This window comes from Rhizobium sp. 57MFTsu3.2, assembly GCF_012932765.1.
Lineage (GTDB): Bacteria > Pseudomonadota > Alphaproteobacteria > Rhizobiales > Rhizobiaceae > Rhizobium > Rhizobium altiplani.
On sequence record NZ_JDWI01000003.1, the window covers coordinates 107,582 to 131,840 of the forward strand.

Consider the following 24,259-nt stretch of genomic DNA (forward strand, 5'->3'; position numbering starts at 1 on the left):
TTGTATGGGCGGAAGCTTGTTGAAATAAATCAATGCTTTGTCGCGAGAAGTGAGTCCCTGGCGAAATCTCTCGCCATACGGCAGTTCAATAAAATCCAATTCAAATTCACCATCCGGTAAGACCCGCATAGCAGTATTCGACCATTATTAAATTCTGAACTGCCGGGGCTCAATGCGTAACGTCAAGATTTCTACCCGCCTTTATTCTCTTGTGGCACTGGCACTGGCTATTCTGGTGCTCGCGATCACCTTCTTCCTCAACTATTCGCACGCGAAGCTGGAGAGCGAGCGCAAGCACGGTCTTGCGCAAATGGATGCCACGGCCATCGCCATCTTCCAGAAATACTACAAGCTGGAACAATCCGGCGCGATGACGCGGGAGCAGGCGCAGGGTGCAGCGAAGGAAGTGATTTCGGCCATGCGCTACGGCGACAACGGCTACTTCTGGATCAACGACATGCATCCGACGATGATCATGCATCCGATCAAGCCGGAGCTGAACGGAACGGACCTGTCGCAGAACAAGGATCCGACTGGCAAGTTCATCTTCGTCGAGTTCGCCAACACCGTGAAGAGGAGCGGTGAGGGCTTCGTCGACTACTACTGGCCGAAGCCGGGTGCAGCGGATCCTGTGCTGAAATATTCTCACGTGGTCGGTTTCGAGCCCTGGGGCTGGGTGGTCGGTACCGGCGTCTATGCTGACGATCTTGCGGCGCTCTATCGCCAGAATGCGATCTGGGCCGCAGGCGCCTGCCTCGTCGGCGCGATCGTGATTATCGCCGTGGCCTTCGGGATTGTGCGCAGCGTCACGGCGCCGATCGCCCGGCTGAAGGGTGCGATGAACGCCATTGCCGATGAAGCCGGCGCCGTCGATATTGTCGACCACGATAGGCGCGACGAGATCGGCGCCATGGCGAAGTCTCTCCTTGTGCTGCGGGATTCCGTCCGCGAGCGGGCCCTGATGCGGGATCGCGAGAGCCAGCACCAGTTGCAGATCGAGGAGGAGCGTCGCGGCAACGAGGCCAACTGGCGCTCGGCAGCGGATCGCCAGACCTTCGCGATCCAGTCGCTCGGCGCGGGACTTGAGAAACTGGCTGCGGGCGACCTGACCGTGTCGATCGGCGATCTCGGCCAGGATTATGCCAAGCTGCGCTCCGACTTCAATTCCGCTGTGGACGCACTGAACGGCGTGATCCGGGCGATCGCGGAGTCGACCAGCGTCGTCAACGACAGCGCCGGCGACATCAGCGAGGCGACCAACAATCTGTCGAAGCGTACCGAGCAGCAGGCGGCTGCGCTGGAAGAAACGGCGGCAGCTCTCGACGAGATCACTGCGACGGTGCGGACCGCTTCCGAACGTGCAGCAGAAGCCCGCGAGATGGTGGCGGAAACCAAGACCAGCGCCGGCAAGTCTGGCGATATCGTCCGCAACGCAGTCACCGCGATGAACCGGATCGAGGATTCGTCGAACCGCATCGGCCAGATTATCGGCGTCATCGATGAGATTGCCTTCCAGACAAACCTCCTCGCACTCAATGCCGGAGTGGAGGCAGCGCGCGCGGGCGAGGCGGGACGCGGGTTCGCCGTGGTCGCACAGGAAGTGCGCGAATTGGCACAGCGCTCCGCCAATGCAGCGAAGGAGATCAAAGTGCTGATCAGCACCTCGGCAAGCGAGGTAAACAACGGCGTGACGCTCGTGCGTTCGACTGGGGATGCGTTGCTCGAAATCGAGGAACTGGTCAACCGCGTGAACAATCACGTCATTTCAATCGCGACTGCGGCCCGCGAACAGGCCACGGGGCTCAACGAGATCAACACTTCGGTCAATCACATGGACCAGATGACGCAGCAGAATGCCGCGATGGTCGAGGAAACCACGGCTGCAAGCCAGACGCTGGCCGACGAAAGCCGGCAGTTGAGCACGTTGCTTGCCAATTTCAGACTACGGGCTGCCGGCGGAACCAGCGCCGGACGCATGTCGTACGCGGCCTGAACGGTAAATCCCTAAGGAGGAAGAGGGCTCCCGGACGGTGTTCGGGAGCCCTCTTGTCTGCGTCTACTCCCTCGTGCGTCCCTTGAATTTGCGCTTTCAGATAGTAAAGTGCATGGCGTCCCCAACGGAGGCTAAGAATGCTTCGATTCTCGCCTTGCCTGCCGAGGAGCCTTTTTAGTCTCGTTTTCTGCCTATCGTCGATTGTGTTTTCGGCAGCCAGGGCTGCCGATTTTGATGCCGAACGCATGGAGCCGGAACCCAAATGGGCAGTGATTGTCAGCCCTTATGTGTGGGCAGCCTCCCTGAAAGGCAACGCGTCGCTTGCCGGCTTCGATACCGACGTGGACGTGCCGTTCTCTGAAATCTTCGACCATCTCGATCTCGCGCTGATGGGCAACGTCGAAGTCACGAACGGCAAATGGGGTGTCTACTTCGACGGGCAGCATGTTCAGACAAGCCAGGATGAGCGGGTCTTCGCGCATGAGATCGGGATCGACATAAAAACCACGACACTTGCTGCGGGGGCGTTTTTCAAAGCGTATGAAGTAGAACTTGGCGGGCAGACCGTCTTTGGAAAGCCGCGCACAATATCCTTCGAGCCGACAGTCGGCGTTCGCTGGACAGAACTGAAGGCAGACGTTTCTGCCTTTGGCGTCAGTTCGACGAAGAGTTCTGACTGGGCCGATCCATTCATCGGCCTTCGAATGAACGCCGACCTCACCGACCGTTGGAACCTGTTTGCCGAGGCTGACGTCGGCGGTTTCGATGTCGGCTCAAAGGTCAGCGTCAATGCGCAGGCGTATCTCGGGTACCGGATCGAGATGTTCGGCAAGCCGACGATCCTGCGTGCAGGCTATCGTCTGTTGTATCAGGACTATGAGAACGACGATTTCACCGGCGCGAACAAGTTTCGCTGGGATGTCAGCCAACATGGGCCGGTCGTCGGCTTCTCGATGCGCTTCTAGTTCAGTTCAAAACAACGAATGGAGTAGCGGATGATCTTCGGCAATAACCCTCTGGCTCGTTCGCTTGTTGCGTTCGCCTTCGGATCGATGATGGTCTTCGGGCAATCGGCGGCTCAGGCTTGCACGCGATTGGTCTATCTCGGCCCTGACGGCAATATCATCACCGCGCGGTCGATGGATTGGAAGAGCGACGTTGCCACGAACCTGTGGGTGCTGCCGCGCGGCATTGAACGCAATGGTGAGGCGGGGCCAAACTCGATCAAGTGGACCGCGAAATACGGCAGCGTCGTTGCGACGGGATACGACGTATCGACGACCGATGGGCTCAACGAGGCGGGCCTTAATGTCAATCTGCTCTGGCTCGTCGAATCCGAGTATCCGAAGTTTGACAAGGACAGCAAGCCCGGCCTGACGATCGCCGCGTGGGGGCAGTATGTGCTCGATAACTTTGCGACCGTCGACGAGGCTGTAGCGGCGTTGGAAAAGGAACCCTTCACGATTGTCAGCGACAACGTGCCAGGTGAGAACCGGCTCACGACGCTTCATCTATCCATGTCCGACAAGACCGGCGACAGCGCGATCGTCGAATATCTCAAGGGCAAGCAGGTCATTCACCACGACCGCAAATACCAGGTGATGACGAATTCGCCGACCTTCGATGAGCAACTGGCGCTGAACACCTATTGGAAGCAGATCGGCGGGACAGTCATGCTGCCGGGCACAAATCGGGCGTCCGACCGTTTCGCGCGCGCCTCGTTCTATGTGAATGCCATTCCCAAGGATGAGGACCCCAACAGGGCATTGGCGAGTGTCTTCAGCGTCGTTCGAAACACCTCGGTCCCTTATGGCCTGAACACGCCCGAAGAGCCGAACATTTCGTCGACGCGCTGGCGGACCGTCGTCGACCACAAGCGCATGCTGTATTTCTTCGAGTCGGCCCTGACACCCAATACGTTCTGGGTCGATCTCAAGGCAATCGACTTCTCCAAGGGGAGCGGTAAAGTGAAGAAACTCGACCTGGGCGAGAACCAGGACCACACCTATTCCGGGGACGCGACAAAGGAGTTCAAGGACTCTCAGCCGTTCAAGTTCCTCGGACTTCAGATGTAGGCAGGCTGGGCGGTCGTGCTGCCTTTACCGGCGCAAGACGCATGAGAGGGAACGCATGAAACGTTTGCTGTTGCGCCTGTTCGTATCGCTTTCGACGCCTGGGTTGGCGCTTGGCTTCATCTTCTTCGCCGCGTCGCTGACGCCGAGCCTGATGCCACGCTCCTATTTGATTCAAGGCGTGTTGTCCGGCATTGCCGCGGCCGTGGGATATTTCTTCGGGGTGGCCTTCAGCTGGCTCTGGAAGTACCTGGAACTGCGGGTCCCCGGTGTTGGCAGGCTGCGCGGCAACCTGATCGTTTGCGTACTCGGCGTCGTGCTGGCCGTAATCTTCCTTCGGCGAGTTGTCGACTGGCAGAATTCCATTCGCGACTTGTGGCACATGGAGCGCGTCGATACCGCTGAACCCTTCAGCGTCGCGTTCGTCGCAATCGTCACCTTCTTCGTTGCTGTTCTGATCGGCCGGCTGTTTCGGTTCACCTGTCTGTTCCTGTCGGGATGGCTATCACGATACGTTCCGCGCCGCGTCTCGCAGGTCATCGCAGGTGTTCTTGCGATCGCACTCTTCTGGTCGGTCGTGGATGGCGTATTGCTGCGGGCGGGATTGCATCTCGCTGATAGTTCGTTCCGCAGCGTCGACGCGCTTGTGGAAACGGGCGTGCCGATGCCAGATGACCCGGCAAAGACCGGGAGCACTGCCTCGCTTGTCACATGGGAGGGACTTGGGCGTCGCGGACGCCAGTTTATCGCTTCGGGACCGACAGCGGCCGAGATCAGCGATTTCTGGAAGGCGCCTGCGCGCGAGCCGATACGAACCTATGTGGGCCTGAACAACGCTGAAACGATCGAGGGGCGCGCAAAGCTCGCACTCGAGGAGATGAAGCGGCAGGGCGCGTTCGAACGCTCGCTTCTCGTCATCATCGTTCCGACCGGCACCGGCTGGATCGACCCGCAGGCGATGGACCCGCTCGAATATCTGCATCACGGTGACGTGGCGAGCGTCGCTCTTCAATATTCCTATCTGGCGAGTTGGCTATCGCTGCTGGTTGAGCCGGAATATGGCTCGGCCTCAGGCAAGGCGTTGTTTCGGGAAGTCTATGGCTACTGGACGACCTTGCCACGAGACAAGAGACCGAAGCTCTACCTGCATGGCCTCAGCCTTGGCGCGCTGAATTCGCAGGTATCTGCCGATATATTCGACATTGTCGCGGATCCGTTTCAGGGGGCTTTGTGGAGCGGGCCCCCTTTTGAAAGCAGGATGTGGCGAGACGTGACGGCGGCGCGCAATCCCCAATCGCCCGCGTGGCTGCCGCAGTTCCGCGACGGATCCCTCATCCGATTTACCAACCAGACGAACCACCTGGATATTCCCGGGGCGACCTGGGGACCCATTCGCATCGTCTACCTGCAATATGCCAGCGACCCAATAACCTTCTTCGATGCCTATTCCTTCTATCGGGAGCCGGCATGGATGAGGCGTCCGCGCGGCCCGGATGTTTCGCCGAGCCTGCGTTGGTTTCCCGCGCTGACGATGCTGCAATTGCTGGTCGACGTGGCAATCGCCACGAGCTCTCCCATGGGGTACGGTCACGTCTATGCGCCCCAGCACTATATCGATGGCTGGGTCGCTGTGACCGACCCGAAGATTGATGCTGAGAAGCTCGATGCGTTGAAGCGGTTGTTCCAAGAGCGGTCCGCGCAGGCCAGTGCTGCCGATTAGTTATCCACAACACGCCGGTCAAGAACGGAAAGGCTGTGCGTTAACCACGTTCATTATGCTTTCATTTAGGCTCTCGTATCAGTTTGCGCCGCAGTGGCTGGGAAACCACAGCATTGAGGCTCGAAACATGACCTATAGCGGCTTGATTGTGACTGCCATCGTGGCCGGTCTGATCACAATTCTGGCAGTCGGTAGCCGTCCGGCGACCGAAGCCGCGTCCAACTGGCCGCAGATGGACGTGATGAAAACGGATCGTATCGTTACGGGGAGCGTCCCTGCGCAATAAAACGGGGACCTTGGATTTGCTCTGTGCCGACGGCCGCGAGCGCCTCTGAAGGGCGTCGCAACTTGTATTCAGGGCCTACCTGCCGCGAGGCGACATCGCTGCGAGAGCTCCGGCAGGATCAGGAACCGTTTTTGTCCTGGTCGTTTCTGGGCTTCCGGCCACCAGCACAAAAAATCGTTCACCCTAATTGCTAATCCAAAGCAAGAGGACGTTAAGAGTCAGTGGGTTAAGTGGGTGGGGTTATCGAGGCAATCTACCATGTACAGTTCCGACCTACGCTACGACGTCATTTGCGACCCGCTCGATCTCTGGATGGTGTGGGACAACGACACCGAGGAGCCCGCATCCTTCGGCGGGCAGATATTGCACGGCTTGACGGAAGGCTATGCCGTCGAAGTCGCCAAGATCATGAACGAGCTCTACGGCAGCGAGAAACACGAGGCGCCCGTGGCACTTCGCAGTGCAGGCGCCTGATTATCTGAAAGCGTTCCGTCGGTGGGTTGAGCCGTTTAGCTGGCTCCGGCACTGAGTTCAGGCTATTCTCCGCCATCGAAGGCTCAACTGCCTGATGTTGGGGGGGCGGACGCATGGGCACGAAGGAATTGTTCTCAATCGCTGCCGACCACGCCGCGCGCTTTCGCGACACGATCGATAGTCGGCCTCATCATCCGTTGCGGGATTACGCCGGCTCGCTGGAGGCTTTCGCCGCTCCGCTGCCGGAACAGCCATCGCCACTTGTCGACGTACTTGACGAGCTAGTAACAACGGCCGAGCCCGGACTGCATTTGATGACCGGCCCTCGCTTCTTCGGCTGGGTCATCGGTGGCTCTCACCCAATGGGGGTAGCGGCTGACTTCCTTACCAGTGCGTGGGGACAGAATGCCGGCAACCATACGGTATCGCCTTCGGCCGCGGCTGTTGAAACAGTGGGCGGGCGCTGGCTGCTTCAGCTGCTCGGACTCCCCTTAGAGGCCTCAGTTGGTTTCGTTACCGGCGCAACCGTCGCGAATTTCACGTGCCTGGCGGCGGCCCGAGGCGAGGTGCTGTTGCGCGCCGGCTGGGATGCCGACGCCAACGGGCTGTTCGGAGCGCCGCCCATTTCAGTGCTGATCGGCGATGATGCGCATACGACGGTATTTTCTGCCTTGCAGTTTCTCGGTCTCGGCCACGACCGCGTGATACGGGTCCCGACCGATGATCAGGGGCGTATCGTGCCGGCAGGGTTCGAACAGGCCGTTGCTGATGTCTCTGGCCCGCGCATAGCGATCCTCCAGGCCGGGCAGATCAATACGGGTGCCTGCGATGATTTCGGCAGGTTGATCCCGATCGCCAAATCGAAAGGCGCATGGGTGCATGTCGACGGGGCGTTCGGCCTCTGGGCGCAGGTATCGGCACGGCGCCGTCATCTCACTTCAGGCGTGGAGCAGGCGGACAGCTGGGCGACGGACGGGCACAAGTGGCTGCAGACGCCATACGATTGCGGCTATGCAATCGTTCGCGACGAAGTCGCGCATCGGCGGGCCATGACCATATCGGCGAGCTATCTGCCGCTTGCCAGCGAAGGCGAGCGCGATCCCTCGCACTATGTGCCGGAGCTGTCGCGGCGCGCGCGTGGCTTTGCCACGTGGGCGATGATCAGGCATCTCGGACGCCAGGGCATCGAGGCCTTGGTTGATGGCGCCAGTGACGTCGCGGCATCCATAGCGCAGGCGCTTGCCAAAGAGCCGGGAATTGCGATCGCCAACGATGTGCTGCTCAACCAAGTGATAGTGCGCTTCGGAGCGGACTGGCCGGCCGAGCAGGCCGACGAGCTGACCAAGCGAACGATCGGTGCCTTGCAGCGGGAAGGCGCCCTGTTTGCCGGTGGCGCGATATGGCGCGGCAGGCAGGTCTTGCGGCTGTCAGTCACGAACTACCAGACGAACACTGCCCAGGCGGTGGAGGCGGTCGAGGCGATCGTGAGAGCCTATCGGGGAGAGCGGTGCGATGCTGCGTGACCGCATGGTGACTTCGCGCAATAATCTTCGCGACGGATCGGCGACGAGGGTAGGTGTTCATATTTTTTAGTTCGACCGGCGCTACTGCCCGCGGCTCCTCAGCCAGTGATCGATCGAGAGAGCGCCGGCTCCCGCCGCGGCGAGCACGAACATCCCACCAGCAATGGCCAGGTCCTTCTCGAAATGAAGGAGTTCGTTCTGGTCGCTGAAGTTCGTGTGGTAGAGCGTGGCGGTTGCGACGCAAAACAGGCCCAGGGCGGCTGCGCCGAAGCGGGTCAAGAGCCCGCCCGCAATAGATAGGCCGGCGCCGATCTGGAGTGCGATCGTTGCCACAAGCAGGGGAACGCTCAAGCCGAATTGCGCGGCCATCTCGACGGCGCCTGAAAAATTCAACGCCAGCGAGACGCCTTCATGCAGGAAGATCCAGGCGAGAAGCAGCCGGCCGATCAATATTGCAATGTCGCGTGCGCCTGGGGCGACCGGGGATCTGCTGTCTGCCATATGTCACTCCTGACGCACGTTGCCGATGACCGCAGTCAGCCTGTAGTATAGTCCAGACGCGTGCATCCGTCGCCAGCGTTTCAGAAGGCACGTTGCTCGGTCAATGCGTGGGAGAGGTTAGGCGGCGTCCATCTTTGGATTGTCGATGCAGGCGGGAGCCTGGTGGACCTGGAAGCGGTTCTTGCCGTCGCTCTTCGCCTTGTAGAGCGCGGCGTCGGCGCAAACGAAGATGTCAGAACGCAGCGATGCGTCGTGGAAGGCAACCCCGACGGATGCGCCGACATCCATTTTGGCGCCGTTCCGTTCGATAGAGCGGTTGAGGCGCCGAACGACTGTCCCGGCGAGCGCGGCGACGCTTTCGACACTGTCGTAGCCGCTGACGAGAACCGCGAACTCATCGCCGCCAATCCGTGCCACGAGGTCTGCCCCCGCGCACGCTGCGAGCAACCGTTCTGCCGTTTCCTTGAGGCAATCGTCGCCCGCCTGGTGGCCGAAGGTGTCGTTAATGCCCTTGAAGCCGTCGAGGTCGATCAGAAGCAGGGCAGCGGCATTGCCGCCAACGGAGCGCAGAGGCAGGCGCTGCAGCGCGGTCTGAAACTGCGCGCGGTTCGGCAGGCCGGTCAGGATGTCGAATTCCGCCAGATAGCGGATCTGATCGTACATCATCTTTTCAGCCGTGATGTCGAGTTTCATGCCGAAGATCCGGACGGGGACATCGTCTTCACACTCAACGGTCGCGGTGATGCGAATCCAACGCGTATGGCCTTTGGGCGTGAGGATCTCGGCATCGAGCGTAAATCCGGTCCGCTCCTCGATCGCTCGGCCGCGGAGACGAATAAGCTCGGAAAGCGATTCTCTAGAGTAGCATTTCAGGATCTCGGCGCGGTCGAGATTCGCCTCATGTGGCAGGTCGAAGAGATCGTAGACCATCTTGGTCCAGACAAGCTGATTGTCGGGTAGGCTGCATTCCCATACGCCAATCCGTGCGGCCTCGGACGAGCGATCGAATATCTTCCGGCTGTGCGCGAGGGCGACCGCCTGCTGTTCGAGCTGCCGCTCCTTGTCCGCGAGTTGGCGTTCCAGCGCCGCCACGGCAGCCTCGCTGCTACCTCGGGATGACGCCATCGGGTCTGCGATTTTGACGAAAGCAGCGAAGAAACTCATACCCGGTCCGACGTTGGATGGCTCAATCTTATAATCGTTGGAATGACTTAAGATTTCGTTTTTGTACAGCATGCGGCAACGTGTGTTGTCGAGGGCGGCTATGTCCAAATTGTGACAGCTGCGTGTCGGGCCAGCGTCTTGTCCTTGGCCTGGATAGGTGCTGTCCGGGCTCGGTTTCGGGAGTTGGGGGCGGCAGTCGCGATCGGGGTAAGCTTTCGTTCACCGTTCATCGTTAAATTTCGGCTCAAGTTTTAGATCCCTGCCGTTCCTCGGAAGCGATGAGAGTATGGCGTTTGTTCCCATTCTTCGGCAATACGTATTGCCCGTGCTGCTATCGACAGCCCTGGTGACGTGTTCCACCGATGGCCTTATTCCGCCCGGCGAGGTGGACAATGGAACACGGGTGGGATCGATCTCTCCGGCAAGCCGCCGTGCACCTGTGCCGCAAATGCAGACAGCGCCGAGCGAGCAGGCCTATCCGGCCGCAAACGCGCCTGTCAGCGATGCCGCAGGATCGGTGGATTATCTCAACACCCCCAATCTTGCTGGAACAGGTGAGAGCCGCAGTGGCAGTCAGACGCTACGGGCATCCGCGCAGCCCGGGCGACTGCCAATGATCGACAGCGACGAGGCGATGGCGGGCGCGCAGGGCGCTGCCGGCTCACTTCGAAACCAGCCTTCGACCTGGGGCGGAACGCAGCCACTTTCCGTGCCTACCGGTGGCGTCAATATGGATGCTGAACTGGGGGCGGAGCCTGTCGTCGGTCTGGCAGAGGAGCAACAGCAGCAGATCGCCGAGGGCCAGTCCGACCAGCCCGTTGTCGATGGCATCGGCACCGAAAATCCGACCCAGCTTAACAGCGCGCGGATCCCTGCGCCCGCGGCGCAGGCGCAGATGGGTAACGCACCTGTCTGGAATGACGGAAGGCGGGTGGTTGCGCCGGCGCGCGTGCCCGAAGAGAACGAGGTCGCCATGTTGCGACCGAACAACCCGACCGCGCCGATGATGAGCGAACCGGTCGCGCCCGCTGATCCGAGCGTAATGCCAGCCTCGGAGCTTGCCTGTCGCCGTGAGTTGAAGCGGATGGGTGTCGTCTATACCGAGAAGCCGCCGATCTCAAACGGGCCGGCCTGCCAGGTGCCGTACCCGATCTCATTGCAGGGCCTGTCAGGCAATATCGGCGTCCGGCCGGCGGTGACGCTGAATTGCCAGGTGACGCTCGCCTTCGCCAAATGGGTCAAGAACGAGCTCGCGCCTTCCGCCCGCTTTCGCTACTGGTCCGGTATCAAGACCATCCAGCCCCTCGGCGGATATAGCTGCCGCCGCATGAACAACAGCCGGCAGCGCTACAATCCGATGTCTGAGCACGCTCACGGCAACGCAATCGATGTCGGCAAGTTTGTCCTGAAGAGCGGTCACGCGATCGACGTGCGCAAGAAAGGGTTATTCTCTTTCCGGGAGGGCAGGCTGCTGCAGGCCGTGCGCAGCGACAGCTGCAAGTACTTCAACACGGTGCTCGGACCGGGCAGCAATCCAGAGCATTGGAACCATTTTCACTTCGATCTGCGCGCACGCCAGAGCGGTAGGGTCTACTGCGATTGAAAAGGAAAGGCCGGCCCGAGAGCCGGCCCCCAATGCGAACGCGGCGCGGGCGACGGCCGCCCAGCCGGATCCTGTCATCTCATGTCATCATAGGTAATACACTCTACTGTATGTCGAGGAAGCAAAGGAGCGTAACGAGATCGCTCGGACGGCGGCTCCGCAAGGGGTGCGGCGGGACGGAGAGCGCTTGCTTGCCTCGCCGTCTTTATGGATCAGAAATATCACCGTCTGATGACATCTTCTGCTTTGGGGTTCGCTGAAGGCGCGAAGGATCTTTTCTTCCCGCGCGCCTTTTCACGCAAGTGAATACTCTGTTCACCTGTGTTGGGATGTCAAAACTACTCAAAGCGGATATATAGCGCCCCAGCAACTCCCGCCGCAGATGTCAGAAGAGTTCATGGCCCCCATCATTTCCATCCGAAATCTCACCAAGACCTACGCCAACGGATTTCAATCGCTCAAGGGCATTGATCTCGATGTCGAGAGGGGTGAGATTTTAGCCTTGCTCGGGCCGAACGGGGCGGGCAAGACAACGATGATCTCGATCGTCTGCGGTATCACGAATCCGACCGGTGGCACGGTCACGGTCGATGGCCATGACGTGGTGAAGGAGTTCCGGGCGACGCGCTCGATGATTGGCCTTGTTCCCCAGGAACTTACCACGGACCAGTTCGAGACCGTGTGGAATACCGTCAGCTTCTCCCGCGGGCTGCACGGCAAGCGGCCCAATCCCGGGCATATCGATAAGGTGCTCCGCGATCTGTCGCTGTGGGACAAGAAAGACAATATGCTGCGGCAGCTGTCCGGTGGCATGAAGCGGCGCGTGCTCATTGCCAAGGCACTGTCGCATGAACCGCAAATCCTCTTCCTCGACGAGCCGACCGCGGGCGTGGATGTGACGCTGCGCAAGGACATGTGGCATGTCGTGGAGAAGCTGCGACGCTCAGGCGTCACGATCATCCTGACGACACACTACATCGAAGAGGCGGAAGAGATTGCCGATCGTGTCGGCGTCATCAACGGCGGGGAGCTGCTTTTGGTGGAAGACAAGACGGCGCTGATGGCCAAGCTTGGCCGCAAGCAGCTCATTCTCGAATTGACCGAGCCATTGCAGGCGTTGCCGGATCGGTTTGCCGGCAACGGCCTCTCGCTCGTCGCAGGCGGCACCCGCCTGATCTACGATTTCGATGCAGAGAAAGAACAGGAAAGCGTTGCCACGTTGCTGACCCGGCTCAGCGAGCACAACATTCACTTCAAGGATCTTTCGACGCAGCAGAGCTCGCTGGAAGACATCTTCGTGGCGCTCGTGGGAGGAGCGAAATGAACGTCGAAGCCATCAAGTCCATCTATTTCTTCGAGATGGCGCGCACGCGCCGGACGCTTCTGCAAAGCGTCGTATCGCCGGTGATCTCGACGTCGCTCTATTTCATCGTTTTCGGCGCGGCGATCGGCTCGCGGATCCAGGAAGTGGAGGGGGTATCCTACGGCGCGTTCATCACGCCCGGCCTGATCATGCTGACGCTGCTTGGCCAATGCATCAGCAACGGGTCGTTCGGCATCTACTTTCCGAAGTTTACCGGCACGATCTACGAGGTCTTGTCGGCCCCGGTGGCCATGAGCGAGATCCTGCTTGGCTATGTCGGTGCGGCGGCGACGAAGGGACTGATGATCGGGGTGATCATCCTGCTGACGGCGAATCTATTCGTGGATATCAGGATCCAGCATCCTGTCATGATGGTTCTGTTCTTCCTGCTGACGGCGATCACCTTTAGCCTCTTCGGATTCATGATCGGCATCTGGGCCGCCAACTTCGAACAGTTGAACCTGATCCCCATGCTGGTCGTGCCGCCCCTGACGTTTCTTGGCGGCAGTTTCTATTCGATCAACATGCTGCCGCCGTTCTGGCAGGCGGTCAGCCACTTCAATCCGGTGCTCTACCTCGTCAGTGGTTTCCGCTGGAGCTTCTTCGGCATTGCCGACGTCAATCCGCTGGTCAGCCTCGGGATGATCTCGCTCTTCCTGCTGATTTGCCTCGGTAGCCTGGGCTGGATCTTCAAGACGGGATACAGGCTGCGGAGCTAGACCGAGGCCATTAGTCTCGCATCCGCAGTTCGTCCGTCTGGATCTGGAGGGAGCCGAGGGTGGAGAGGAAGCTCATGCCGAGCAGGCTCTGGTCGAGCTTGCCGTCCTCAGCGACGCTGGCCGGGACGTTGTGACGAACGATCGGGCCGATCGCGACCTCGGCGAGCGTCACGCGGGCTGCGCGGGCGCGGCCGTTGGCAGTCATAACGCTCATCGAATAATCGAGATTCTCCGGGATGATGCCAACGCGCTCCGCATCCTCGCGGGACAGCGCGATCATGCTGGCACCGGTATCGACCAGCATGGAAATGCTTTGGCCGTTGACCGTGACATAGGCTTCGTAGTGGCCGTTCAGGACTTTGTGAAGGATCACCTCCTGACCGCCCTCGCTGGTCGTCACGACAACGGCACGCCCCGGCACGAGGCCGGCCAGCAGGCGGTTACCGACGCCAAGCGCTTCCTGGCGATACAGATACACGGTCGCAAGAGCGAGGATCAGCACAAGCCAGATCATGAGATTGCGCAGTGTCTCGCTCGCGCTCGTGCGCCTCGCCCAGATGCCGGCGGCCAGCATTAGTGCAATCGGAAGCAGATAGACAAAGCGGCCGAAATCATCGGTTCGCATGCCGAAGACGCGGGTCGTGTCGCCGCTGAACAAGAGGACTGCGAGACCGAGGCCAAGGACCGCAAGGACGATCGTCAGACGGTTCATGCACACTGCTCCGCTGTGGCCTGCTGGGTGGGCTTCAATGGGGTCGCCAATCCGATTGCGGCAAGCCGCGCTGGCAACAAGGTCATCAGCAGCCGGCGCTCTTCGTCGGAAAAGGACATCCAACCGCCGATCTCCGGAAGCGTGCGACCGCAACCCGTGCACAGGGCGGTTTCCGGATCAATTGAGCAGACGTGGATGCAGGGTGTTTGCATGCAATCTATATCGAGATTTCAGAAAGCCATGGCAAGGGCGCAGAAGGCGGCGATCTCCGAAATCTGCTGGGTAGCCCCAAGCGTGTCGCCGGTGTGTCCCGTGAGTTTGCGACGGACGATGCGCGTGAAGACCATGGCGGATAAACCGCAGGCGAGAAGGGCGCAGACGAGGGGCAGGAGGCCAAGGCTCGGCCAGAGCAGCAGGGCCGCGAAAAGGCAGGCTGTGGCGAGCGCCATGTGCATCGCACCTTCGCCCGGCTGTCCCGCGGCGGCCGCCACACCATCGGGTTTTGCTGCCGGCAGCCGATGCCAGTGCCAAACGAGCGCGGCGCGACTGATACAGGCGATCGCCGGAATGGCAAGGGCTGCAGCCATGGGCTGGGCTTCTCGTGCGACAGCGGCGAGTCCCGCCGCGCGAAGCGCAAACGACAGAATCAAGGAGATCGCGCCGTAGGTCCCGATGCGGCTGTCCTTCATGATCGAAAGCGCGTGATCGCGGTCGCGCCCGCCGCCGAGGCCATCGGCGCAGTCGGCGAGGCCATCCTCGTGCAGCGCGCCGGTCAATGCCGCCTGGACGGCAAGCGCGGCGAAGGCCGACATCAGCCGGTCGGCGCGCAGGCCAAGCATGACCAGCAAGACGAGCGCAGGCAGCAGTGCGATGACAATGCCCGCCGCGGGGAAGGCGCGGGAGGCGCGGTCAAGCTTGCCGTTAAAGTCGGCGAAGGCAAAAGACGGCATCGGAATACGGCTGAGGAAGGCAACCGCACGAGCAAGGTCGGCCGCATAGTTTCCGATATTCATTCTGACCCCGACCCCGCGACCATATGCAGCGCTTTAGGTGTTGTTCGCCTCGGCGCCTGCCTTTAAGAGAGTTGCGACGAAAGAAGCTGATTTGCAGCGAAAAGACAAGTTACCGACCAAGACAAGGAAGCCGCATTCATGAGCGTTTCAGGCCTGCCGTTCGACGATTTTCGGGCACTTTTGCGCGATCTGCCGGGACCGGATGCCAGGGCACTTGCTGCCGCGCGCGAGCGCGATGCGCAGTTGACGAAGCCGCCCGGTGCGCTCGGACGGCTTGAGGAAATTGCATTCTGGCTCGCCGCCTGGACGGGCAGGGCGCCTGCAGTGAATCGGCCGCTGGTGGCGATCTTCGCCGGCAACCATGGCGTGACTAGGCAGGGCATCACGCCGTTTCCGCCTGCCGTCACGCAGCAGATGGTCGAGAATTTTGCGGCCGGTGGCGCTGCGATCAATCAGATTTGCGTCGCCTATGACCTCGGGCTGAAAGTCTTCGATCTGGCGCTCGACTATCCGACCGGCGACATTACCGAAGAGCCTGCTTTGTCCGAGCGTGACTGTGCGGCGACCATGGCCTTCGGCATGGAAGCGATCGCTGGCGGTACCGATCTTCTCTGCATCGGTGAGATGGGAATCGGCAACACCACGATCGCAGCGGCGATCAACTACGCCCTTTACGGCGGCACTGCGCGTGATTGGGTTGGTCCGGGCACGGGTTCCGAAGGCGAGATGCTGGAGCGCAAGATCGCAGCCGTTGAGCGGGCCGTTGCGCTCCACAGCGATCATCTGGACGATCCGCTCGAGATCATGCGCCGCCTCGGCGGTCGTGAGATCGCGGCGATGGCGGGAGCGATCCTTGCCGCGCGTGTCGAGAAGATTCCGGTATTGATCGACGGCTACGTCGCAACGGCAGCCGGCGCCATCCTCAAGGCTGCCAATCCTTCGGCGCTCGATCACTGCCTGATCGGCCACGTCTCCGGCGAGCCGGGCCATTTGCGGGCAATCGAAATGCTTGGCAAGACGCCGCTTCTGGCGCTCGGCATGCGGCTCGGCGAGGGGACGGGGGCGGCCCTTGCGGCCGGGATCGTCAAGGCGGCGGCGGCCTGCCATTCCGGCATGGCGACGTTTTCGCAGGCAGGCGTCACCAACAAGCACTGACCTTCAGGTTTGTGACAGGTTGATGACGGAGCCCTTGCCGCGGCGACCGCGAACCGGTATTCGCAATTTCTGACTGGCGGCGACAAGGCCGCCATTGACGGACAACGAGGGCACTTGATGAAACCTGCCGTGACAAAACTCACCGGCATCAGCCACTTTTTTGCAGCCGCCGGCTACTCGCTGGGCGGCTTCAGGCGGTTGATCAGGGAGGCTGCATTCCGGCAAGAACTGCTGTTCTTCGCGTTTTCACTGATCCTCCTGATCGTCGTCGGGGCAACGCTTGCCGAGCTGATGATTGCCGTCGTGCTATTTCTTGCCCTCTTTGCCGTCGAGGCCCTGAACACGGCGATCGAGGAAGTCATCGATAGGATTTCGCCGGAGATTTCCATGGTCGGAAAGCACGCCAAGGATCTCGGCTCCTTCGCCGTCGTCTGCATGATCGTTGCGTGCGGCGTGTTCCTGCTGTTCACGATCGGCAAGCATCTGCTGTTTGGATAGAGGCGCCTGTGGTCGACCAGACGGTCAAGCAAAACTCCGGCGCTTGCGGGAGACCGCCGGCGCATCTTCGACCGCCGGGACAGTCTGGAGCACGCGTTTGGCGGGCAGGATGGCGATGACTTCGGTGCCTTCGCGCAGCTTCGATTTGAGGATGAACTGGCCGTCGTGCTTGGCGAGGATCGCCTGAACGATCGGCAGGCCGAGGCCGGTGCCTTGTTCGGCGCTCTTGATCGCGATCGACCCCTGGCCGAAGGCCGAGAGAACCACGGGGATCTCTTCTTCAGGAATCCCGGGGCCATTGTCCTTGATGGAGATGTATTGGCCCCCGCCGGCGGTCCAGCCGACCTTGACGCGGATTTCGCCGCCTTGCGGGGTGAACTTCACGGCATTGGACAGCAGATTGAGGACGACCTGACGCAGTGATTTCTCATCCGCCCAAACGGCCGGCAATTCGGCCTCGAACTGCGGCGAGATGGTGATGTTCTTGCCGCGTGCGCGTAGCTGCACCATGCCGATGCAATCTTCCGAGATGTTCAGCAGCGAGACGGCTTCCTCGCTCAGCTCGTATTTTCCGGCCTCGATGCGCGAGAGGTCTAGGATCTCGTTGATGAGGTTCAGCAGGTGCTCGCCCGAGCGGTGAATGTCGCTGGTGTATTCCTTGTAGGTGGCGTTGTTCAGCGGCCCCATCACCTCGGCGGACATGACTTCCGAGAAGCCGAGGATCGCATTGAGAGGCGTGCGCAATTCGTGCGACATGGATGCAAGGAAGCGCGACTTTGCGAGGTTTGCTTCTTCCGCACGGCGGCGGGCCTCATCGGACATCGACTTTGCGACTTCCAACTCGGCGATCAGGTCGTCCTTCTCGGCCTGATAGGCGAGGATCCTGAGGTTGGACTGGAACAGCCGGTCGCTGATGTAGTTGAAGAGGATTACCGTCGTGGTGAAGACGGCCGTCAGGCTGATCTCGAGGATTCCACGGGAAAGGCCGGCTTGGGCGATCAGTCCGAGGACGACCGGCGCGAAGGTGATGAGCACCGACGGCGTCAGCATGAAGTTCGACATCGCAGTGATCGAGAGCGCGATCAGCAGCGCGGCCCCCTTGTAGAGCAGGAAACTCGAGGGTTCGCATGCCGTGCAGTCCTGCAGGGCAAACACCGCCCAGCAGCAGCCGACCATGAATTGTCCAAACAGGAGAAGGCGGCGCCATTTGCGGGCCGTCGTCGCGTTGATCTCCTGGCCTCGGGCGCGGCGCGCCAGAAATACGTTGGTCGCATGGGCCGTGAGGGTCAGAAGCGCCCACAGAAAGATTTGGGTGTTTTCGGTGAAGTAGACGCCGAGGGCGGCGATGATCATGACGAAGAGCGGGACGATCGACGCGCCCTGCAGGACCGTATTGATATACATTGCCAGCACGTCGCGATCGAAGTTACCGCTTGCGGCGTGGCTCGACTGGAGGCGCTCTCGCGTCAGCCGCACAGCCTTCGACACTGGCTTGTTGCGGTGGCTGCGTGACTTGTCGACGATGTTCTTGTCGGCCGATGTGCTAACGCCAGTACCCATTGTGCACGTTGAAACTTGATCCGCGGTTGTCTAAACCCTAAAGCGCAATCCTTAAGATGGTGTTAGCCATCTTTGCCAAGGATTTGTTTTTTAAGGAGGCGAAAGCGTGACGCGCGGTTTGCGGGTGATGCGCGACGGCGTGACGGCGCTGGCTCTGCTGGCATTCCTGTGGCTGATTGCAGCCAAGCTGAATGATGACGCGGCAACGGTCTATGCCGGCCAGTTTCATGCGGCTGACGGCGACAGCCTGAACATAGGCGGCGATCGGATGCGGCTATACGGTATCGACGCGCCCGAGCTCAGCCAGACATGCGAGCGTGCGGGCAGCGAATGGGCGTGCGGGCGGGAGGCGAAGCAGGCGTTGCAAGCCCTTGTCAGGGCCGCCGATACGCAGTGCAGGGGAACCGAACGGGACCGTTTCGATCGCCTGCTGGTGGTCTGCCATGCTGGCGGGGCGGATCTCAACGCCACGATGGTGCGCAAGGGCATGGCGGTATCCTACGGAGCGTATGGTGACGAGGAGGCGCGGGCGAGGGCGCAGAAGGTCGGGCTCTGGGCGGGCACCTTCGAGATGCCGCGAAGCGTACGCGACCATGCGCCGCGACCAGTTGCACGAGGTGTCCTGGGGTTGCTCGGATGGTGATTGCAAGAGGTGCGCCGGACGACGCGGCGCTCGATAGTCTTCGGCAGGAGATTGGGGCGTGCCGCATCTGTCGTGACACGCCGCTTGGCGGTGCGAACGCTCGTCTGCCGCACGAGCCGCGGCCGGTTGCAGTGATGTCGTCGAAGGCGAGGATCCTGATCGCGGGGCAGGCGCCCGGCCTCAAGGTTCATGAGAGCGGCATTCCCTTCAATGATGCATCCGGCGACCGGTTGCGCGACTGGCTGAGGGTGGATCGGGAGACGTTCTACGACCCCGACTGTTTCGCCATCGTGCCGATGGGCTTCTGTTTTCCCGGCTATGACTCGAAGGGAAGCGACCTGCCGCCGCGGCGTGAATGTGCGCCGCATTGGCGGAGCAGGGTCATATCGGCTATGCCGCAGATCGAGCTTGTCCTTGCAGTCGGCCAATATGCGCAGGCGTGGCACATGGGCGCGGAGCGCAGCGAGAATATGACGGAGACGGTGCGAGCCTGGCGAACGACGCTGTCGAAGGTCCGCATGCCTGGCATCTTGCCGCTGCCTCATCCGAGCTGGCGCAATACCGGATGGATCAAGCGCAACCCGTGGTTCGAGACGGAGTTGTTGCCTGTGCTGCGCGAGCGGGTCGCCTCATTGCTGCGCTGAAACAAAATTCTTTTAAACTGCCGGAATCACGCTATACAAAGAAAATAAATTCGAAAGGGCTTTTCCGTATGGACCGTCTCGACCGCAAAATCCTGCGCCTGTTGCAGGAGGATTCGACTTTGGCTGTTGCCGATCTCGCCAAGAAGGTCGGGCTGTCCACGACACCCTGCTGGCGGCGCATCCAGAAGATGGAAGAGGATGGCGTGATCAAGCGCCGCGTCGCCATCCTTGACCCGGAAAAGGTCAACACAAAGGTCACGGTTTTTGTCTCGATCCGCACCGCAACACACTCGATCGAGTGGCTGCGGCGTTTTTCGGAAGTCGTTGCCGATTTTCCCGAGGTGGTCGAGTTCTATCGCATGAGCGGCGACGTGGACTACCTTCTGCGGGTGGTCGTGCCTGACATTGCCGCCTATGACGCCTTCTACAAGCGGATGATCGCAAAGATCGAGATTCGCGACGTGTCTTCCGCCTTCGCGATGGAGCAGATCAAGTATTCGACGCAGTTGCCGCTCGATTACATGATCCTCGACAACGCGAAGTCGAACGAGGACTGATACGAGAGCCGCGGCAGTTGCTAGTCGCTCTGCCGCAGGTTCCTGAGCCGGTCAAACAGAACCGCGAGAACGATCGCGCCGCCGATGAAGGTGCCCTGCCAGAAGGCGTTGATGCCGAGCAGGCCGAGGCTGTTGCGGATGACCTCGATCAACGCGGCGCCGACAATGGCGCCGAAGGCGGTGCCGACGCCGCCTGCAAGATTGGCGCCGCCGATGACGGCTGCGGCGATGACCTGCAGTTCCATCCCTGCACCGATGTTCGTGGTTACGGCACCCAGCCATCCGGTCTGGATGATGCCGGCGACACCGGCTGAGAGAGCCGAGATCATATAGACCGCGACTTTGATCTTCCTGACAGGCACGCCCGTGAGCGTGGCTGCATGCTCGTTTCCACCAATCGCGAAGACATAACGGCCGAAGCGCGTCCAGCGCAGCAAGAAGCCGGTCAGCAGCGCCAGCACGGCCATGTAAAGGACCGGATTGGCGATGCCGAGCCATGCGCCGCCGCCAAGCGCCAGCAGCTTGTCGTGATCCGGGCCGAACTGGAAGACGACGGTATTGTTGGAGGCCACCATTGCGAGGCTGCGGGCAATTGACAGCATGCCAAGGGTGACGACGAACGGCGGGAATCCGAGATAGGCAATCAACAGGCCGTTGAAGGCGCCGACCACCAGCGCCGTGCCGATCGAGGCCGCAATGCCGGTCCCGATCCCATAGCCGGCATGCATCGTAACCGCCAACACCATACTGCAGAGGCAAAGAACCGACCCAACGGACAGATCGATGCCTCCGGTGATGATGACCAGCGTCATGCCGAGAGCAATGATGGCGACAAAGGTGACGTTGCGGGTGATGTTGTAGAGATTGGTGGGGGTGGCGAAGGAGCTCGTGGCGAAGGACAGGAAGATGCAGGCGATGATGACGGCGACGAGGACCCAGAAGGTCTGGCTCGCGAACACGGACGAGAACCAGTTGCGCTGCCTTTGCGCTATCGTCTGATCGAGGGTTATTGCCATGGTCGACCTTCACTTACGTTAGGGAGCGGCTGCCAGTCACACCTGTTCGATTGCGCCTGTTATGAGCCCGGTGACTTCCTCCGGCGAACTCGCCGTTATCGGCTTGTCGGCAACCTTGCGCCCGCGCCGCATGACGATCACCCGATCGGCGACCGAGAAAACGTCAGGCATGCGGTGGCTGATGAGAATGACCGCGATGCCGCGATCGCGCAGTTGACGGATGTGAGCAAGAACCTCGGCAACCTGGCGAACCGAGATGGCGGCGGTAGGCTCGTCCATGAGCACGAGCTTCGCTTCCGCCAGCATGGTGCGAGCGATTGCGACGGCCTGGCGCTGACCACCCGACATCTGCTTCACCAGATCTCGCGGCCGCGTCTCCGATTTCAGTTCCTTGAAGATTTCGCCGGCGCGCTTGTACATCGTCTTGTAATCGAGAATGCGCATGGGGCCGTAACCACGGCGCATCTCGCGGCCGAGGAACACGTTCGCTGCGGCCGTCAGATTGTTGCAGAGCGCCAGGTCCTGGTGGACGATCTCGATGCCCCGCTGCCGGGCCTCGACTGGTCGATGCAGAATGAGGTCGTTGCCGTCGAGCCGCATCGTTCCATGGCTCGGACGGAAATTGCCCGCGATCATTTTCACGAGCGTCGATTTGCCGGCGCCGTTATCGCCCATCAATCCGACGACTTCTCCCGCTTCGAGCGAAAACGAAACGTCGTTGACCGCCTGTATGGCGCCGAAATGTTTGGAGATGTTGGCGAGCTCAAGAACTGCCACCAGCCGTCTAGCCTCCCAAAGCGCGACCCTTTCTTGGGGCCGCTGATTCGCTCGCCAGTTTCCTCCCTGCGAGCGCTTACAACATTTACCCAGAACCGTGCGAAACCGTCAATCGGATGCTGCTAATTTACCGTCTTTGTTACAATTACTCGTTTCATACTACAATTTGATTGACGCGCGGAGGTCTCTGTATATTAGCTGTTGACGGAGGAGAGCATGCTGATCCTTGTCACCGGTGCAACGGGCAAGGTCGGGCAGCGCTTCATCGGGGGGCTGCTCGACGATCCGCGATTTTCCAAGGCGCGCATTCGCGCGCTTTGTCATAATCGCTTGTGCCCGGAAAACGAGCGCGTCGAAGCTGTGCGAGGCTCAATCAGCGATCGAGGGGCCGTGTCGAATGCGCTTGCCGGCGTCACGCATGTCGTGCATCTCGCGACATGCAAGGAAACGCCTGAAGATGTCATGGACGTCACCGTCAAGGGACTTTTCTGGCTGCTCGAGGGCTTCAGGACGAGCGCTACTGCGCGCCAATTCATTCTTATCGGCGGCGATGCAGGGATAGGGCACTTTTTCTATCGCCATGAAGCGCCAATCACAGAGGCTACGCCTCACCAGGCCTATCCCGGCTGCTATGCGCTGTCGAAGGTGCTGGAAGAGGTGATGCTGGAGCAGTTCCAGAGACAGTATGGCATAAACGGCTGCTGCTTGCGCGCGCCCTGGATCATGGAGAAGGACGACTTCAAGTTCACCTTGTCGTTCGGCGACGATGTTTTCGGCGGGCCGGACTGGAAGACACTCGTGCCGCGGGCTGATGCGGAGCGCTATCAGCGGGAGCGGACGGTGCCGTTGTTGCGCGATGCCGACGGCAGGCCGCTGAAGCGCAATTTCGTTCACGTTGACGATCTGGTTTCGGCGATCCTCGCGTCGCTCGACAATCCGCGCGCGCGAGGTCAGCTGTTCAACATCTGCATGGACCGACCTGTCGACTACGGCGAGGTTGCCGCCCACCTTTCGCGGACGCGCGGCCTCGGTGCGGTCGATATACCGAGCCAGTTCCATTCCAACTGGATGGACAACAGCAAGGCGAAATACCTGCTCGAATGGCGGCCCGTCTACGATCTGGAAATGCTAATCGACTCGGCCTGGGGGTATGTGCGTTTGGAGGAGGATCCTCGCATCGTCTGGTATCCGGGTTGATCATGTGGCGGACGATGGCGTCCGCCATTTTTTCAATGGGAGGAAGCTATGAGGAAGGCATTATTGCTTACAGCCGCGGTGCTGGCGCTGACGGCGGGACAGGCGCTGGCGGCCAAGAAACAGTTGGTCATCGTTGTGAAAGGCCTCGACAACCCGTTCTTCGAGGCAATCAACCAAGGCTGCCAGAAGTGGAACAAGGAAAACGCCAGCTCCGAATACGAGTGCTTCTACACTGGCCCTGCATCGACTTCGGATGAAGCCGGCGAAGCGCAAATCGTTCAGGACGTGTTGGGCAAGGCGGAAACGGTGGCCATCGCCATTTCTCCGTCGAACGCCAAACTGATCGCTCAGACGCTGAAGACGGCAAATCCCAAGGTTCCCGTGATGACGCTCGACGCCGACCTTGCGGCGGAAGATTCAGCACTGCGCAAGACCTATCTCGGCACCGATAACTATCTGATGGGCGCGCGCATCGGCGAGTACATCAAGAAGGCCAAGCCGCAGGGCGGCAAGATCTGCACGATCGAAGGCAACCCGGGTGCCGACAACATTCTGCGTCGCGCGCAGGGGATGCGTGACACCCTGACCGGCCAGAAAGGCCTGACCGCGCTGAAAGGCGAGGGCGGGTGGACCGAAGTTGCCGGTTGCCCGGTCTTCACGAACGACGATGGCGCCAAAGGCGTTCAGGCCATGACCGACATTCTCCAGGCAAACCCCGATCTCGATGCTTTCGGGATTATGGGCGGCTGGCCGCTGTTCGGCGCGCCGCAGCCCTATCGCGACCTGTTCAAGCCGATGGCCGAAAAGATCGGCAAGAACGAGTTCGTGATCGGTGCGGCCGACACGATCGGTGATGAAGTCGCGATCGCCAAGGAAGGTCTCGTCACCGCTCTTGTCGGCCAGCGGCCGTTCGAAATGGGCTACAAGGCACCGTCAGTGATGATGGACCTGATCGCCGGCAAGACGGTCCCGGATCCAGTCTTCACCGGCCTCGATGAGTGCACCAAGGATACGGTCGATACCTGCATCCAGAAATAGTGGGGGGAAGGACGGCGGGCGGATACCATCA

General features: G+C 60.7%; 25 protein-coding genes. 17 read left to right on the forward strand and 8 right to left on the reverse strand.

Annotated features, from left to right (window positions below; all coding sequences use genetic code 11):
* Positions 1 to 172 precede the first annotated feature (172 nt).
* The 7 genes from AF71_RS04660 (at position 173) to AF71_RS04690 (ending at position 8,068) form a co-directional block, all read left to right on the forward strand.
* On the forward strand, positions 173 to 1,993 hold the full coding sequence (locus tag AF71_RS04660; RefSeq protein WP_018854767.1) for a methyl-accepting chemotaxis protein: 1,821 nt from the start codon (positions 173 to 175) through the stop codon (positions 1,991 to 1,993).
* 137 nt (positions 1,994 to 2,130) lie between these two features.
* The gene (locus AF71_RS04665; RefSeq protein ID WP_246733583.1) at positions 2,131 to 2,958 is read left to right on the forward strand and encodes a hypothetical protein; all 828 of its coding nucleotides are present in this window, start codon (positions 2,131 to 2,133) and stop codon (positions 2,956 to 2,958) included.
* 87 nt (positions 2,959 to 3,045) lie between these two features.
* Positions 3,046 to 4,068, forward strand: a complete 1,023-nt coding sequence (locus AF71_RS04670) for a linear amide C-N hydrolase (RefSeq protein WP_246733588.1) — start codon at positions 3,046 to 3,048, stop codon at positions 4,066 to 4,068.
* A 55-nt stretch (positions 4,069 to 4,123) separates the two neighbouring features.
* Positions 4,124 to 5,785 carry an alpha/beta-hydrolase family protein gene (locus AF71_RS04675; RefSeq protein ID WP_018854769.1) on the forward strand — a complete coding sequence of 554 codons (1,662 nt, stop codon included), beginning with the start codon at positions 4,124 to 4,126 and terminating at the stop codon, positions 5,783 to 5,785.
* A 127-nt stretch (positions 5,786 to 5,912) separates the two neighbouring features.
* Positions 5,913 to 6,071 (forward strand): hypothetical protein, encoded by a 159-nt coding sequence (locus tag AF71_RS04680; RefSeq protein WP_167354909.1) that lies wholly within the window; start codon positions 5,913 to 5,915, stop codon positions 6,069 to 6,071.
* Positions 6,072 to 6,329: 258 nt separating this feature from the next.
* Positions 6,330 to 6,545, forward strand: a complete 216-nt coding sequence (locus AF71_RS04685; RefSeq protein ID WP_018854771.1) for a hypothetical protein — start codon at positions 6,330 to 6,332, stop codon at positions 6,543 to 6,545.
* 113 nt (positions 6,546 to 6,658) lie between these two features.
* Positions 6,659 to 8,068 (forward strand): aspartate aminotransferase family protein, encoded by a 1,410-nt coding sequence (locus tag AF71_RS04690; protein ID WP_169680198.1) that lies wholly within the window; start codon positions 6,659 to 6,661, stop codon positions 8,066 to 8,068.
* An 81-nt stretch (positions 8,069 to 8,149) separates the two neighbouring features.
* Here AF71_RS04690 and AF71_RS04695 read toward each other — a convergent pair whose 3' ends face one another.
* Together AF71_RS04695 and AF71_RS04700 are read right to left on the reverse strand one after the other, a co-directional pair.
* Positions 8,150 to 8,569, reverse strand: coding sequence for a DoxX family protein (locus AF71_RS04695; protein ID WP_112647841.1), 420 nt, complete (start codon positions 8,567 to 8,569; stop codon positions 8,150 to 8,152).
* Positions 8,570 to 8,686: 117 nt separating this feature from the next.
* Entirely contained in the window at positions 8,687 to 9,694 is a 1,008-nt protein-coding gene (locus AF71_RS04700; protein ID WP_246733584.1) for a diguanylate cyclase, read from the reverse strand.
* 325 nt (positions 9,695 to 10,019) lie between these two features.
* Between AF71_RS04700 and AF71_RS04705 the strand changes: the two genes are divergently transcribed.
* The 3 genes from AF71_RS04705 to AF71_RS04715 all read left to right on the forward strand — a co-directional run bounded on the left by AF71_RS04705 (position 10,020) and on the right by AF71_RS04715 (position 13,418).
* Positions 10,020 to 11,336: an extensin family protein gene (locus AF71_RS04705; protein ID WP_169680202.1), complete on the forward strand. Its 1,317-nt coding sequence runs from the start codon at positions 10,020 to 10,022 to the stop codon at positions 11,334 to 11,336.
* Between the two features lie 397 nt (positions 11,337 to 11,733).
* On the forward strand, positions 11,734 to 12,660 hold the full coding sequence (locus tag AF71_RS04710) for an ABC transporter ATP-binding protein (protein WP_169680204.1): 927 nt from the start codon (positions 11,734 to 11,736) through the stop codon (positions 12,658 to 12,660).
* Positions 12,657 to 13,418, forward strand: a complete 762-nt coding sequence (locus AF71_RS04715; protein WP_018854778.1) for an ABC transporter permease — start codon at positions 12,657 to 12,659, stop codon at positions 13,416 to 13,418. Before AF71_RS04710 ends, AF71_RS04715 begins: the two co-directional genes overlap by 4 nt.
* A 10-nt stretch (positions 13,419 to 13,428) precedes the next feature.
* On the opposite strand, the gene AF71_RS04720 is transcribed toward AF71_RS04715, so the two are convergent.
* From AF71_RS04720 to AF71_RS04730, 3 genes are read right to left on the reverse strand one after another with little or no spacing between them, the layout of a single operon-like run.
* Positions 13,429 to 14,130, reverse strand: a complete 702-nt coding sequence (locus tag AF71_RS04720) for a TIGR02281 family clan AA aspartic protease (RefSeq protein WP_018854779.1) — start codon at positions 14,128 to 14,130, stop codon at positions 13,429 to 13,431.
* On the reverse strand, positions 14,127 to 14,342 hold the full coding sequence (locus AF71_RS04725; protein WP_026371463.1) for a DUF1289 domain-containing protein: 216 nt from the start codon (positions 14,340 to 14,342) through the stop codon (positions 14,127 to 14,129). The genes AF71_RS04720 and AF71_RS04725 overlap by 4 nt, the downstream gene beginning before the upstream one ends.
* Before the next feature lie 18 nt (positions 14,343 to 14,360).
* Positions 14,361 to 15,143: an adenosylcobinamide-GDP ribazoletransferase gene (locus tag AF71_RS04730; protein WP_169680206.1), complete on the reverse strand. Its 783-nt coding sequence runs from the start codon at positions 15,141 to 15,143 to the stop codon at positions 14,361 to 14,363.
* A 138-nt stretch (positions 15,144 to 15,281) separates the two neighbouring features.
* On the opposite strand from AF71_RS04730, the gene cobT reads away from it, so the two are divergent.
* Both cobT and AF71_RS04740 read left to right on the forward strand, forming a co-directional pair.
* Complete coding sequence (gene cobT, locus AF71_RS04735; protein ID WP_018854782.1) at positions 15,282 to 16,298, forward strand: nicotinate-nucleotide--dimethylbenzimidazole phosphoribosyltransferase; 1,017 nt, start codon at positions 15,282 to 15,284, stop codon at positions 16,296 to 16,298.
* 117 nt (positions 16,299 to 16,415) lie between these two features.
* Positions 16,416 to 16,796 (forward strand): diacylglycerol kinase, encoded by a 381-nt coding sequence (locus tag AF71_RS04740; RefSeq protein ID WP_018854783.1) that lies wholly within the window; start codon positions 16,416 to 16,418, stop codon positions 16,794 to 16,796.
* Positions 16,797 to 16,820: 24 nt separating this feature from the next.
* Here AF71_RS04740 and AF71_RS04745 read toward each other — a convergent pair whose 3' ends face one another.
* The gene (locus AF71_RS04745) at positions 16,821 to 18,356 is read right to left on the reverse strand and encodes a HAMP domain-containing sensor histidine kinase (RefSeq protein ID WP_169680208.1); all 1,536 of its coding nucleotides are present in this window, start codon (positions 18,354 to 18,356) and stop codon (positions 16,821 to 16,823) included.
* A 106-nt stretch (positions 18,357 to 18,462) separates the two neighbouring features.
* On the opposite strand from AF71_RS04745, the gene AF71_RS04750 reads away from it, so the two are divergent.
* From AF71_RS04750 to AF71_RS04760, 3 genes are all read left to right on the forward strand, one after another.
* Positions 18,463 to 18,999, forward strand: a complete 537-nt coding sequence (locus tag AF71_RS04750; RefSeq protein WP_169680210.1) for a thermonuclease family protein — start codon at positions 18,463 to 18,465, stop codon at positions 18,997 to 18,999.
* A complete protein-coding gene (locus tag AF71_RS04755) occupies positions 18,993 to 19,643 on the forward strand; it encodes a uracil-DNA glycosylase family protein (protein ID WP_169680212.1) in 651 nt (216 codons plus the stop codon). The genes AF71_RS04750 and AF71_RS04755 overlap by 7 nt, the downstream gene beginning before the upstream one ends.
* Positions 19,644 to 19,711: 68 nt before the next feature.
* Positions 19,712 to 20,200, forward strand: coding sequence for an Lrp/AsnC family transcriptional regulator (locus tag AF71_RS04760; protein WP_007533095.1), 489 nt, complete (start codon positions 19,712 to 19,714; stop codon positions 20,198 to 20,200).
* A 20-nt stretch (positions 20,201 to 20,220) separates the two neighbouring features.
* Here the strand turns inward: AF71_RS04760 and AF71_RS04765 are convergent, their stop codons facing one another.
* Complete coding sequence (locus AF71_RS04765; protein ID WP_169680213.1) at positions 20,221 to 21,216, reverse strand: ABC transporter permease; 996 nt, start codon at positions 21,214 to 21,216, stop codon at positions 20,221 to 20,223.
* 36 nt (positions 21,217 to 21,252) lie between these two features.
* The gene (locus AF71_RS04770) at positions 21,253 to 21,996 is read right to left on the reverse strand and encodes an ATP-binding cassette domain-containing protein (protein WP_026371466.1); all 744 of its coding nucleotides are present in this window, start codon (positions 21,994 to 21,996) and stop codon (positions 21,253 to 21,255) included.
* Positions 21,997 to 22,209: 213 nt separating this feature from the next.
* Here AF71_RS04770 and AF71_RS04775 point away from each other — a divergent pair, with 213 nt between their 5' ends.
* Both AF71_RS04775 and AF71_RS04780 read left to right on the forward strand, forming a co-directional pair.
* The gene (locus AF71_RS04775; protein WP_169680215.1) at positions 22,210 to 23,190 is read left to right on the forward strand and encodes an NAD(P)-dependent oxidoreductase; all 981 of its coding nucleotides are present in this window, start codon (positions 22,210 to 22,212) and stop codon (positions 23,188 to 23,190) included.
* A 48-nt stretch (positions 23,191 to 23,238) separates the two neighbouring features.
* Entirely contained in the window at positions 23,239 to 24,228 is a 990-nt protein-coding gene (locus AF71_RS04780; protein WP_018854790.1) for a sugar-binding protein, read from the forward strand.
* Positions 24,229 to 24,259 lie beyond the last annotated feature (31 nt).

What these genes read in the sequence shown, in the direction of transcription:
- AF71_RS04675 (WP_018854769.1), top strand. Translation starts at nt 4,124, where the DNA reads ATGAAACGTTTGCTGTTGCGCCTGTTCGTATCGCTTTCGACGCCTGGG.
- AF71_RS04665 (WP_246733583.1), top strand. Translation starts at nt 2,131, where the DNA reads ATGCTTCGATTCTCGCCTTGCCTGCCGAGGAGCCTTTTTAGTCTCGTT.
- AF71_RS04765 (WP_169680213.1), bottom strand. Translation starts at nt 21,216, where the DNA reads ATGGCAATAACCCTCGATCAGACGATAGCGCAAAGGCAGCGCAACTGG.
- AF71_RS04720 (WP_018854779.1), bottom strand. Translation starts at nt 14,130, where the DNA reads ATGAACCGTCTGACGATCGTCCTTGCGGTCCTTGGCCTCGGTCTCGCA.
- AF71_RS04740 (WP_018854783.1), top strand. Translation starts at nt 16,416, where the DNA reads ATGAAACCTGCCGTGACAAAACTCACCGGCATCAGCCACTTTTTTGCA.
- AF71_RS04705 (WP_169680202.1), top strand. Translation starts at nt 10,020, where the DNA reads ATGGCGTTTGTTCCCATTCTTCGGCAATACGTATTGCCCGTGCTGCTA.
- AF71_RS04775 (WP_169680215.1), top strand. Translation starts at nt 22,210, where the DNA reads ATGCTGATCCTTGTCACCGGTGCAACGGGCAAGGTCGGGCAGCGCTTC.
- AF71_RS04670 (WP_246733588.1), top strand. Translation starts at nt 3,046, where the DNA reads ATGATGGTCTTCGGGCAATCGGCGGCTCAGGCTTGCACGCGATTGGTC.
- AF71_RS04695 (WP_112647841.1), bottom strand. Translation starts at nt 8,569, where the DNA reads ATGGCAGACAGCAGATCCCCGGTCGCCCCAGGCGCACGCGACATTGCA.
- AF71_RS04685 (WP_018854771.1), top strand. Translation starts at nt 6,330, where the DNA reads ATGTACAGTTCCGACCTACGCTACGACGTCATTTGCGACCCGCTCGAT.
- AF71_RS04745 (WP_169680208.1), bottom strand. Translation starts at nt 18,356, where the DNA reads ATGGGTACTGGCGTTAGCACATCGGCCGACAAGAACATCGTCGACAAG.
- cobT (WP_018854782.1), top strand. Translation starts at nt 15,282, where the DNA reads ATGAGCGTTTCAGGCCTGCCGTTCGACGATTTTCGGGCACTTTTGCGC.
- AF71_RS04780 (WP_018854790.1), top strand. Translation starts at nt 23,239, where the DNA reads ATGAGGAAGGCATTATTGCTTACAGCCGCGGTGCTGGCGCTGACGGCG.
- AF71_RS04700 (WP_246733584.1), bottom strand. Translation starts at nt 9,694, where the DNA reads ATGGCGTCATCCCGAGGTAGCAGCGAGGCTGCCGTGGCGGCGCTGGAA.
- AF71_RS04680 (WP_167354909.1), top strand. Translation starts at nt 5,913, where the DNA reads ATGACCTATAGCGGCTTGATTGTGACTGCCATCGTGGCCGGTCTGATC.
- AF71_RS04760 (WP_007533095.1), top strand. Translation starts at nt 19,712, where the DNA reads ATGGACCGTCTCGACCGCAAAATCCTGCGCCTGTTGCAGGAGGATTCG.
- AF71_RS04660 (WP_018854767.1), top strand. Translation starts at nt 173, where the DNA reads ATGCGTAACGTCAAGATTTCTACCCGCCTTTATTCTCTTGTGGCACTG.
- AF71_RS04715 (WP_018854778.1), top strand. Translation starts at nt 12,657, where the DNA reads ATGAACGTCGAAGCCATCAAGTCCATCTATTTCTTCGAGATGGCGCGC.
- AF71_RS04755 (WP_169680212.1), top strand. Translation starts at nt 18,993, where the DNA reads ATGGTGATTGCAAGAGGTGCGCCGGACGACGCGGCGCTCGATAGTCTT.
- AF71_RS04690 (WP_169680198.1), top strand. Translation starts at nt 6,659, where the DNA reads ATGGGCACGAAGGAATTGTTCTCAATCGCTGCCGACCACGCCGCGCGC.
- AF71_RS04725 (WP_026371463.1), bottom strand. Translation starts at nt 14,342, where the DNA reads ATGCAAACACCCTGCATCCACGTCTGCTCAATTGATCCGGAAACCGCC.
- AF71_RS04710 (WP_169680204.1), top strand. Translation starts at nt 11,734, where the DNA reads ATGGCCCCCATCATTTCCATCCGAAATCTCACCAAGACCTACGCCAAC.
- AF71_RS04730 (WP_169680206.1), bottom strand. Translation starts at nt 15,143, where the DNA reads ATGAATATCGGAAACTATGCGGCCGACCTTGCTCGTGCGGTTGCCTTC.